7 protein-coding genes are annotated in these 10,243 nt (G+C 41.7%); 3 read left to right on the top strand and 4 right to left on the bottom strand.

The features are described from left to right. Both G563_RS38575 and G563_RS37435 read left to right on the top strand, forming a co-directional pair. Positions 1-634: T9SS type A sorting domain-containing protein (locus G563_RS38575; RefSeq protein WP_037328817.1), on the top strand; the 634-nt coding region annotated here is incomplete at its 5' end. Positions 635-639: 5 nt separating this feature from the next. Then, positions 640-1,077: a hypothetical protein gene (locus G563_RS37435; protein WP_051211352.1), complete on the top strand. Its 438-nt coding sequence runs from the start codon at positions 640-642 to the stop codon at positions 1,075-1,077. Positions 1,078-1,097: 20 nt separating this feature from the next. Here the strand turns inward: G563_RS37435 and G563_RS0132585 are convergent, their stop codons facing one another. Then, positions 1,098-1,847, bottom strand: coding sequence for an RNA methyltransferase (locus tag G563_RS0132585; protein ID WP_028669028.1), 750 nt, complete (start codon positions 1,845-1,847; stop codon positions 1,098-1,100). Between the two features lie 35 nt (positions 1,848-1,882). Between G563_RS0132585 and tamL the strand changes: the two genes are divergently transcribed. Then, positions 1,883-4,624, top strand: a complete 2,742-nt coding sequence (tamL, locus tag G563_RS0132580) for a translocation and assembly module lipoprotein TamL (RefSeq protein ID WP_051211351.1) — start codon at positions 1,883-1,885, stop codon at positions 4,622-4,624. Between the two features lie 2 nt (positions 4,625-4,626). On the opposite strand, the gene G563_RS0132575 is transcribed toward tamL, so the two are convergent. The 3 genes from G563_RS0132575 to G563_RS0132565 all read right to left on the bottom strand — a co-directional run bounded on the left by G563_RS0132575 (position 4,627) and on the right by G563_RS0132565 (position 9,864). Beyond that, a complete protein-coding gene (locus tag G563_RS0132575) occupies positions 4,627-6,036 on the bottom strand; it encodes a TolC family protein (RefSeq protein ID WP_051211350.1) in 1,410 nt (469 codons plus the stop codon). Positions 6,037-6,163: 127 nt separating this feature from the next. Beyond that, positions 6,164-7,534, bottom strand: a complete 1,371-nt coding sequence (locus tag G563_RS0132570) for an HlyD family secretion protein (protein WP_028669025.1) — start codon at positions 7,532-7,534, stop codon at positions 6,164-6,166. Between the two features lie 149 nt (positions 7,535-7,683). Continuing rightward, positions 7,684-9,864: a peptidase domain-containing ABC transporter gene (locus tag G563_RS0132565; protein WP_028669024.1), complete on the bottom strand. Its 2,181-nt coding sequence runs from the start codon at positions 9,862-9,864 to the stop codon at positions 7,684-7,686. Positions 9,865-10,243 lie beyond the last annotated feature (379 nt).

Raw genomic sequence — 10,243 nt, 5'->3', positions numbered from 1 at the left:
GACGAAATACTATTACCGAGTCAGGGCCAAAAACAGCGCGGGTGTTTCGGATTGGTCCAATATCGCCGATGCCACCACGCAATCACCTCCCGTGACCGTTTTCGCTGCTCCAACTAATTTGAGATTAAAATCAACAATCACAGTTAACCAAATTGGTTTGGAGTGGAATGATAATGCCGTTGATGAAACAGGATATGAACTGGTCAGATCACAAGACGGCGTCAATTGGAATATTGTTAAAAGTGATATTGTCCCTAATACAACAGAATATTTAGATAAACCTGTTCGGTCGGGTCAGAAGTATTATTATAAAGTGCGGGCTGTTAGAAATACTTTATTTTCGAGCTATTCTAATGTTCTTGAAACAGTGGCTCCTTTGATAAGTAGTATATCCGTACCAATGAAAAGTGCGGTGAGAGCATATCCTAATCCTTGCGTGAATTATATAACCATAGAAGGACTAGGAGGCCTCATTGTATCAGTAGAGATAATTGGGATAGCTGGGAATCAAGTAAAAGAATGGATTTCTCCAAATAAATTCTCTTTTGATGTTTCAGATTTGCCTTCAGGAATATACTTGATGAGAATAAAGGACGAATTTACCGCAACATCTATTAAAATTTATAAACAATAAGCTTTATGAAACGGATTGCAATTTTAAACCTTTTGGTTATTGTTGTTTTGGGGGGATGTAGAAAAAGCAATGTACGAGCAGACGAAGAAGTTTTTACAGGTGTTTTTAAAGCTGAGCAAGTTAAAGAAGGAGGCACGATTGTGTACACATTGGGGGCTACCAATAATATTATACCTGGATATTCAAAATTTCGTTTGGCGTTTTTGCCCAATGCTAAATCAGTTCGAATCACAGAATACACCGGAGAAACATTCGAAGGAAAATGGAATTATTCGGCTTCAAATTCACTGCTTACATTCAATCAATTAAATCCTGCGCCTTATGCCGGTAACTTTGTTTTTAAAGTGGAAGAAATGAAAGCTGGAAGATTGATTTTGCTGAATACAGCCCCTAATCCGAAAACAGGGGAGACCATAAATAGGTATGTTTTAATCCCTGAATAAAAAATAATATTGTGACTCATTTATCCTCTGCGCCAATTGTCTAAGACAATCGCCGTGGCGATGCCTACATTGAGCGACTCGGCACTTCCGAAGCGAGGAATGGTGATTTTGTGGGTAATGTACTTTTCTACTGGTTCGCTAATGCCATTCGATTCGTTGCCCATCACAATGTAGCCTGTTTGCCCAAAAGTGGTTTTATAAATATTTTCACCTTCCAAAAAAGTACCGTAAATCTTACATTCGGTACTTTTTATTTTTTCAAGGTAATCTTCTAGTTCAGTATAATAGCCTCTCACGCGCGTAAAGGAGCCTTTGCTAGCGGCGATTACCTTGGGATTGTACCAATCGGTGGTAGTGAGTGAGCATACGATTTTGGTAATACCGTACCAATCGGCAATGCGGATGATGGTGCCAAGATTGCCGGGGTCACGGATATCGTCGAGGATGAGCACATATTCGCTGGTATCGGCATACAAAAAATCATTAGGTTTCGTTTTTACAAGGGCAATGGCGGCGTCGTTGGATTGGAGGCTGCCCGCCTTGGCGAGCTCGTCGGCGGTTGCGATTTCCAGCCTAAAAGGTTGTTTCTCTAGTTTTTGGGTGTTTTCTTTGTAAAATTTGTCAGTAACAAATATTGTTTCTATTTGAAAATCAGCATCTAAGACTTCTAACACACTTTTGCCTCCTTCTACCAAAAAATGACCATATTCTTGGCGATATTTTTTTTGTTGAAGCGAGTTTAAATATTTGGATTGATTTTTAGATAGCATTTGGACAAAGCAATAATTTTCAAAAGTAATAGTGAATGAGCAATAGCATCATTGAAGGTATCAAAAAAAAAATAAGCTACTTAGGGTGGCATGGGGCGTTACCTTCAATTTACAAAGATACTTATCAAGATGAGAAAGCGTGCCTATTTACTTCAATAGCTTCTCGTAAGAGAGCATGGATAGGGGTCATTTTCTTGTTTTTTTTGGTGGGGTGTACCCCTAAACCTAACTTAAAAAAAGGGGAGTATTTGCTTGGAAATCAGATTTTTAGGGGGAATGTGGCGGTAAAGACAAGCGATCTAGACCCGCTCTTGCCCGAACGCTCCAATAAAAAATTTTTAGGAATTCCGGGTGCTACGTTGTCTCTGTGGATTTATCAAGGATTGGACAAAGGATACGATCGTGAGGCCCAGCGCAAACAGCTAGATTCGCTTACGAGGTATTATGAAACGCAGTTTGAGTTGTACGCCAATGAGCCGAACAAACTTTCGAAGCTACGTCGAAGATATACGCGTATTTCTAACAAATATACCGCTCGAATAGAAGGCGGCAACTGGTGGATGCGAACGTTTGGCGAGCCTCCTGTTTATTTTTCTGAAAAAAACGCCCAACTCAATGCCACCAAAATCAAGGGATATTTGGTCAATGAGGGTTATCGTGATGCCTCGGTAAGCTACGCGACTGATACTATTTTGGGACGCATCAAAACTACTTATCAGGTACAGGAAGGCTTGCCTCACGTACTCCGAAAGGTAGATATTTTGACCCACACTGATACTGATATTGATAGCCTCTTGAAAAATACGCGGACCAGCTCGTTTCTCAAATCAGGCCGCAATTTTAGATATACTGATGTAGTCAGTGAAGTAGAGCGTATTGAGATATTGATGCGCAACAACGGCTATTTTGGTTTTGATCGCAACTATCTAAGACCTTTACAAAACAACCTAGGAAAAAGAAAAGGTGGTTTTATAGTAGATACAAGCGTAGTAGACTCCTCTTACAGAGGCAGAGCCCATTTGGTAGATATCAAAGGATTACAAGTAAATTATCCCCGAAATCAAGACAATCATACGCGTTATCATTTCCAAACAATAGGGGTAAGAATAGAAGGGTTTCCGGGCGATGTCTCTTCCAATGACCGCGATACGCTGTCGTACCGTGGTATTTCATACTCTTTTCCCAAGAATCGGTTTTATTCACCAAGGGTTATTGATAGTAAGGTCTTCATTCGACCGGCGGCCTTGTACCGAAAGCAAGATTGGGATGAAACCTCCCGTCAGCTTAGTTTACTGGATCAATTTAGGTTTGTAAATATCGAAACAGACACCTTGGCGGGGAAAATTCGCACTTTGATTCGGATGTTTCCTTTTGACAAATACCAAGTCACGGGGGAAGGGGGAGTCAATGTGGTTCAAAATCTGCCTGGGCCTTTTTTGAATGGCACGTTTAGGGTACGAAATATTTTTGGTAGCCTCGAAAACTTTGAGGTGACCTTGCGAGGAGCTTTGGATGCCAATTTTGGTTTGAGCAACAACAATGCTCAATTGGTTCGCACTTTTGAAACGGGTATAAACACGGCTTTGATTTTCCCTCGTATTTTGTTTCCGGGCAAATTGGCTACTGCCCTCAACCGCCGCACTCCCCGTACCATTGTCAGTTTGGGTTATAATTACACCAACCGTGACTTTTTGGGTTCGGATCCTGATTTTATTCGGAGCGGTTTTCAGGCAAGCCTGCGTTACAATTGGAAACGTAGCGAGTTTGAATATTTTAGTTTTACGGCGGTTGATTTTAGCATTCTCCAAAGTCGTCAAAGTAAGAGTTTTGCCCAACAGCTCGATTCGCTTTATTTGCAAGCCGGAAACCCCCTGAAATTTAGTTTCGAGCCAGCGGTTATTTCAAGTATAAGTTTGTCGTATGTCTTCAACAATAATCTGATTGGGCAGAATCGTAAAGCGCAATATTTACGGTTGTTTGCCGAATCTGGCGGTACTTCCCTGAATTTACTAAAGCAGCAGCGACTTCCGCTCGGATTGCAAGGATTTGAATTGTATAAGTTTTTGAAAGGCCATGCCGAATATCGTAGCTATCGCCCGTTAGGCCCTAAGAGTACGTTGGTAGCAAGAGTCAATACTGGATTGATCTATAATTATAATACCAGACGGGTAGCTCCTTACGAAAAATCCCTGACAGGCGGCGGGAGCAATAGTTTAAGGGCTTGGTTGCCAAGGCGTTTGGGACTAGGGACGGCTTACCCAAATGTCGATTTGCAGACAGGTAGCCCTATTTTTAGGGACGATGATCTACCTACGCTTCGCCCTGGAGTGACCCAATATGGTGCGTACGAATACCGTTTTGAGCAGTTAGGAGATGTTTTGATGGAAGCCAATTTGGAGTTGAGAGGGCACTTATTTCGCTTTGTAGGAGATATCAATTATGCGGTTTTTTTGGACGTAGGAAATGTGTGGAGGCTACGCCTCGACAATACCACTACTCCTAGCCAAAACATTTTGAATGGCGTCTTTAACTTCAATCGGTTTTATAAAGAATTTGCGGTAGGTACCGGATTGGGTCTTCGCTACGACATGTCGTATTTTATATTTCGCCTCGATTTAGGAATAAAAGTATACGACCCGAGCCGTCGGTTTACAATTAAAGAACAAAATGGTGAAACAACCGTTATCGACGAACGATACCTATTGCCAAAGTTTTCGTTTCGTCGTTCTAGTCCCAATTATCCTGTTCTCAACATCGGAATTGGATATCCATTTTGAGGCTACCACTCGCTGCTACCAGCCGCAAAAAGCAGCGTAGCTTTGGCTTTTTCATATTTGGATTTCATGGATTCTAGTTTGACTTTCAGTTCGTTGAGTTTGGTTTCTCTTTGGTTTACCAAAAACAACTGACTTTCGCCAATGCTAAAGCGCTGCTCTTCGGCGCGTAAAACTTGGGTTTGACGCACGATAGCCAACTGCTGCTCTCTTATCTGAAGTTCAAGGTTTTTGACTTCATTGTAAGAGGTCTGAATTTCGTTGTTGATTTCACGCCTTACTTGTTGTAATTCTAGATTGTTTTGAAGTTGCTTCACTTGGATAGTCTGCAATTTCCCCCTTTCTTTTCGAAAAAGAAGCGGCATTGAAAAGTCTACATTGAGTTTGTAAAATGGCGGAAAAGGGCCGGTTTTAGGAATTTCGAGTCCTGTCATGTAGCGATGCATATAGTTGAGAGACGATAGTCCAATGTCAAGTTTTGGCTTGAGCATTTCGCGTCCCAAACGTTCATCGACTCGTAATTGCTGCCCTTTTAAATCCAACTTTTGAATATCGGGATGTTTTTGTCGGGCTTGCTCAAGTAAACTTGACAATACCTCCGGCGTGATGAGTTGGGCGGGAGCGACTTGAGGGATGGCATTGGTAGGCAATTCCCGAGGAGTGCCATCGGCATCCCAAAGATAATTAGACAAAATCAAGCGGGCATTCTGGAAATCGACCGTAGCTTGCTCAAGCATCACACGGCGGTCCAAAAGCGTAACTTGTGCATCTGAGGTATCTACTGCTGGTAAGTCCCCTTGAGCTACTCTCTTGAGAACCAAGTCAAAACGCTGCTCAGCTAAGTTGTAAAAATCTTTTAGCAATAAGTAGTTTTGGTATGCAAAATACCAATTCCAATAATCTTTGGCAGCCGATAAAACCAGTTTGTTGACCATTTTGATACGCTCTGCTTCGGCAATATTTTGGAAAATACGGGCGTTTTGTAGCGTAGCACGCCTTTCGTCAATCGAAAATCGCTGCAGTACCGACATCGTAAGACCTACGTAGCTAAGGCCATCAATCGGAGTGCGAATGTCGGTTCCTAGTACATCGCCTACGTTTCGTTCAAATCCTGCCTTCACATCCATATTTGCCCAGTAAACAGGCACTTTGAGCTGATTGTCCCAAAAGTTAAAATAGGCTTTGTTGTCAAAAAATTTACGGTCAAAATTTACATCTAGTTTGGGATCGAAGCCACCTTTGGCCATCAACAATTCGGCTTTTGCTTGGTCTGAAAGGGTATTGGCTTGTTTGAATATAGGATGGTGACGGGTTACCAAGTCATAAAAGTCTTGGTAAGAAAAAACCTTAGCCGTATCAGATTGGCTAAACCCTTGTTGAACAAAAAAAAGGCATATAAAAACGATATATTTCATGACTTTTTAGAATGAAATAAAAGACAGGGCTATGGCCAAAAAGGGTATTTCCCTGTCTTTAGTGAGCAATCCATACTTTGGGTACTGTTAGTTTGATGGATGGCAATTCCCAACAGTCTATTGATTGTTATTTTTTACTATCTTTAGTTTCTTCTTCTTGGGGAAGGATGCCGTTGAGATAATCTGGCGGGAAGCCATTCAACTGACGCCATATTTCCCACCAAATAGGTACATCTTTGAGCATCACAAACCCATTAACCCCCGACCCAATTCGTAATTGTTCGGGCCATTTTTCATTTTCGTTGCCTTTGTGGTCTGGTTTGATAATTAAACGATATTCGCCATTTTTGCTATTGACGCGGTCAATAATGGCAACAGTCCCGCCAAAAGTACCTACGGAAGTGCCAGGCCAACCTGAAAATTGCAAAGCAGGCCAACCGTCAAACTCTAGTCGGACATGGCGACCCGGTGCAATGAGTGATAAATCCATGGCTTTTACATACAACTCGACCGCCAAATCGGGTGTTTGGGGTTGGAGCGTTACGATCGACTCTCCTTCTTTGATGGTTTCGCCAATCCCTGCTTTGAGGGATTTGACGATATATCCACTTTGGGGCGCTCTCACTACATATTGATCGCGTCGGATGCGGATATTCTCGTATTTGTTTTGGAGCTTTGATAGCTCAGATTCGCCCTCTGCCAAACTCGACAGCGCCGAGCTACGGTCAGACAGTGCCTTGGCGATTTCTTTTTGATAATCAGCCTGTACCGAGCTGAGTTCGATACGCGCATTGATAAGTTCATTACGCGATATCCCCAGCTTTTGATTTTGTGAAATCACTTTGGCTTGATCTTCTTGAAATTTGACCCGACGAGATTCCAAATCTACCAGCGAGATAGTACCGTCTTTGTACATTACTTCCCCCCGGTCGAGTCGCTCTTTGGTGATTTCGAGGTTGCGGTTGAGGGCCACAAAATCCGCGCTATCAATCCTTACTTTTTGTTGGGCTTGAATAAGCTTATTCCGGGTTTTCTCTAAACTAAATTGAAGGGCTTGTCGGAGGGCTGCAATCTGATTATCAGAGGCTTCTATTTTGTTTTTATAAGCTTCTATCCCGTCCATTTTGGCTTGGATTTGCTCTTGGGTACGTAGCAAGACTTGGGGGTCAAAGTATTCGTCCTTGATTTCAGATATAATAAGAAGCGTGTCTCCTTCCTTTACAAAATCCCCTTCTCTCACATTCCAATGGCGGATTTGACCAGCTACGGCATTTTGGACATTTTGGGGGCGGTCTTGTGGGGTAAGGGCCGTGACGTAGCCTTTTCCTTGGATATTTTGCTGCCAAGGCAAAAACATCACTAGCAGTAGCGCGCCTACGATGCCAAGTATCCAGCGATATACCACGCGGGCGGTTTTGTGGGAATGGAGGGTGTGTAAAGAGTTCACTTCTTCTTCTATGGCTTTCACATTGACTCTTTGGTTTGATAAGTTAAGCATAAGTAAATGTGCAAATTTGAAAATGTGCGAATTTGAAAATTGTTGAGGGCCTTATTGTGCCTAAACTCGTAAAATAAAAAAGTGATGTTCTATGATTTTGAGAAATATTTCTTGTCTTTTTATTGACCAAAACATAGAGCCATACATGGTTAGTTTTCGAGTTTAGCAACCTCTTTTAATACTGTTTTGTAGGGACCGTCCGCAATGATTGTACCTTCTTCCATGACAATTACCCGATCGCACGCACCCATAAAAGCGGGGTCGTTTGACAATACCACCAACGTCCAAGGGTTTTCGGGGGCTGTCAGAAGGTCAATGATACGAAGCCGCTCGGTGCGTTCGATGTCGCGCAAAGCATCAGTATAAAACATAAGTTTAGGTTTGATAAGTAGGCATCGAGCTAAGGCAATTTTGGTAACAAAACTAAGCGAGAATCTCTTCCCTCCCGAAATAATAGGAGTGCTGAGCCCTTCTGGTAGATTGGCAATTTCGTCGGTTAAGTTTACGTTTTCGAGCGCAGCTTGTACATCTTTGAGGGTGATGCCGCTGCGTCCCATGGTTAGGTTTTCGAGTATGGTACCGTCAAAAATTTCTTGGTTGGGAAAATTCATACTGATATAAGACCGCAGTGAAGGCATGTCTAAATCGCGCAATGAGATACCATTGTAAATAATGCTACCGTCGTAGGTGGTCAGGCCACCCGATAAAACCTTGAGGAGGGTATGTTTGCCAGAGCCATTCTGTCCTGTTAAGCAGACTCGCTCACCTTCCTTAAGGTCTATGTTGATGTTTTTAAAAGCTGCTTTGGTACTTTCGGTATAGTAATAAGTCAAATCTCGTGTTTTTAAGGATAAACCTTTGCTATTTGAGTCAGGAGTAAATTTATAACCACTCTCTTTCTCAAGTGGTAAATCACTTACATATCCCAATTTGTCGACGGAGGTAAGCAGGTCAAATACTACATCAATGCTCAAAAAAAGCTTTTCGACAGCACCGGTCAACAACACAATCACGATTTCGGAAGCCACGAACTGACCCAGAGAGATTTGACGATTGACCAACAAATAGGTTCCTAAGATGAGCAATCCACCAATCACCAATGCCTTGAAAAACAGAGCATAGTAGTAGAAGCCCTCTAAGATACGAAAGTGTTTGGTACGATAAGTGAGATAATTGCTCACCAGTCCATCCATACGTTGGATAGGAAGATTGGTAGTGCCAGCTGTTTTGAAAGAAAACAAAGCACTTGCCATGCCTTCGAGCCAAGCTACTACTCGGTATTTGTATTTAGATTCTTTGATGCTAGTCTCTAAGCCTTTTTTGCCATTGATACGCACGATAGCCAAGAAAAATGCAAAAATGACAAACGTAAATGCGATAAAGAAAGGGTGATAAAAAGACAGCAACAACAATCCAAAGATGATTTGTAAAAGTGCCGCACTAAGCTCAATCAAAAATTTAGGGAGTGATTTTTGAACCGTTAATACATCAAAAAAACGGTTCATGAGCTCGGTGGGATTGTCGTGGTGGAGTCCTTCGTATTTGAGGCGAGGCACTCGGTAGGTAAACTCAAAAGCCGCTTTCGCAAAAATCCGTTGCTGCACTGTTTCAACGAGCGAAATTTGGATAATCTGCATCACTCCGCTTCCCACCAATCCCACTACTACTAAGCCCATCAATACATAGACCGAACTAAACACCGAACCACTCGAAACTAAGCTAAAGATGGCTTGTACCCCAAGTGGTAATACTAAGCTGATAAGCCCTACCACAACGGCATAAAAGTAGATATAACCAATGTCTTTGCTCTCATTGCGTAGCAGGCGTACCAGCCGTTGAACAGGCGTAAGAGGTTCTTTCTCTGCTTGATGAAGGGTGGTATCTTCACTTACAAGGGGTTGCATCGGAAAGGCCGTCACATACAATACCTGCCCATTGATAGACTCATCTGCTTGATTTTCAAATAAAAGTGGCTGTTTTACCTCCATATCTCTGGTAATAACAGGCGCCCACTCGATTTTCTTTTCTTTGAAATTCCGCCCCACTATCATTGGCGTAAGCCCCTGCGAATTACACTCAAAGTACAAAATAGGGTGAGGAGAGGTATTGATGAAGTCTTTGAATTGTTCTTTGGGGATATTGTTGACTACGATAGTGAGATCATGTAGTTTGGCTGATTTACTCAAATCTTCAATAAATAAATGAATATCAGAAGTCTTGTAATCAGTGGAGTTTTCGAGTAAGGATGCTTTATTTTTGCTCGCTACCATGGGTTGGCCGGTAGCTAAGGCAAGTTGTTCTACAATCTGTAAAATGTATTGAGAATTCATTGATAATTGTGATTTAAGGGTTACCTTACCTCTATACGTTTTATGATAACAGGTTTAAGCTTGAATTGTTTATTAAACATACGTTTAATTGACATTATAGATGCATACCCTATCCCTAATTATATGTTTATTAAAGCCAAGAATAAGCCATAATATAGCATACAGTATGCGATATGGGTCTGTGATTATAGTAGGTTTGTCGTTTCTAGTGTACATTCAAAATGTTATTTTTAAATTAAATATTCTTAGAAATGACGGTACCAACTAGTTCATTGACTATTTACATCAACATAAAAAGCTTTTCTGACTTATATTTGTTCCGCGTTTTTTTGATTCTAATCGGATTCTAATTTGATATAAGAAACAGATTATAAACAGT

It is taken from the genome of Runella zeae DSM 19591 (assembly GCF_000423565.1).
Taxonomy (GTDB): Bacteria; Bacteroidota; Bacteroidia; order Cytophagales; family Spirosomataceae; genus Runella; species Runella zeae.
Note: the sequence above shows the minus strand (reverse complement) of the source record. Positions and strands in the feature narration are given on the sequence as shown.

Excerpts from the sequence above, each read along its gene's own strand:
- G563_RS37435 (WP_051211352.1), top strand. The coding sequence starts at position 640 with ATGAAACGGATTGCAATTTTAAACCTTTTGGTTATTGTTGTTTTGGGG.
- G563_RS0132585 (WP_028669028.1), bottom strand. The coding sequence starts at position 1,847 with ATGCTATCTAAAAATCAATCCAAATATTTAAACTCGCTTCAACAAAAA.
- tamL (WP_051211351.1), top strand. The coding sequence starts at position 1,883 with ATGAGCAATAGCATCATTGAAGGTATCAAAAAAAAAATAAGCTACTTA.
- G563_RS0132575 (WP_051211350.1), bottom strand. The coding sequence starts at position 6,036 with ATGAAATATATCGTTTTTATATGCCTTTTTTTTGTTCAACAAGGGTTT.
- G563_RS0132570 (WP_028669025.1), bottom strand. The coding sequence starts at position 7,534 with ATGCTTAACTTATCAAACCAAAGAGTCAATGTGAAAGCCATAGAAGAA.
- G563_RS0132565 (WP_028669024.1), bottom strand. The coding sequence starts at position 9,864 with ATGAATTCTCAATACATTTTACAGATTGTAGAACAACTTGCCTTAGCT.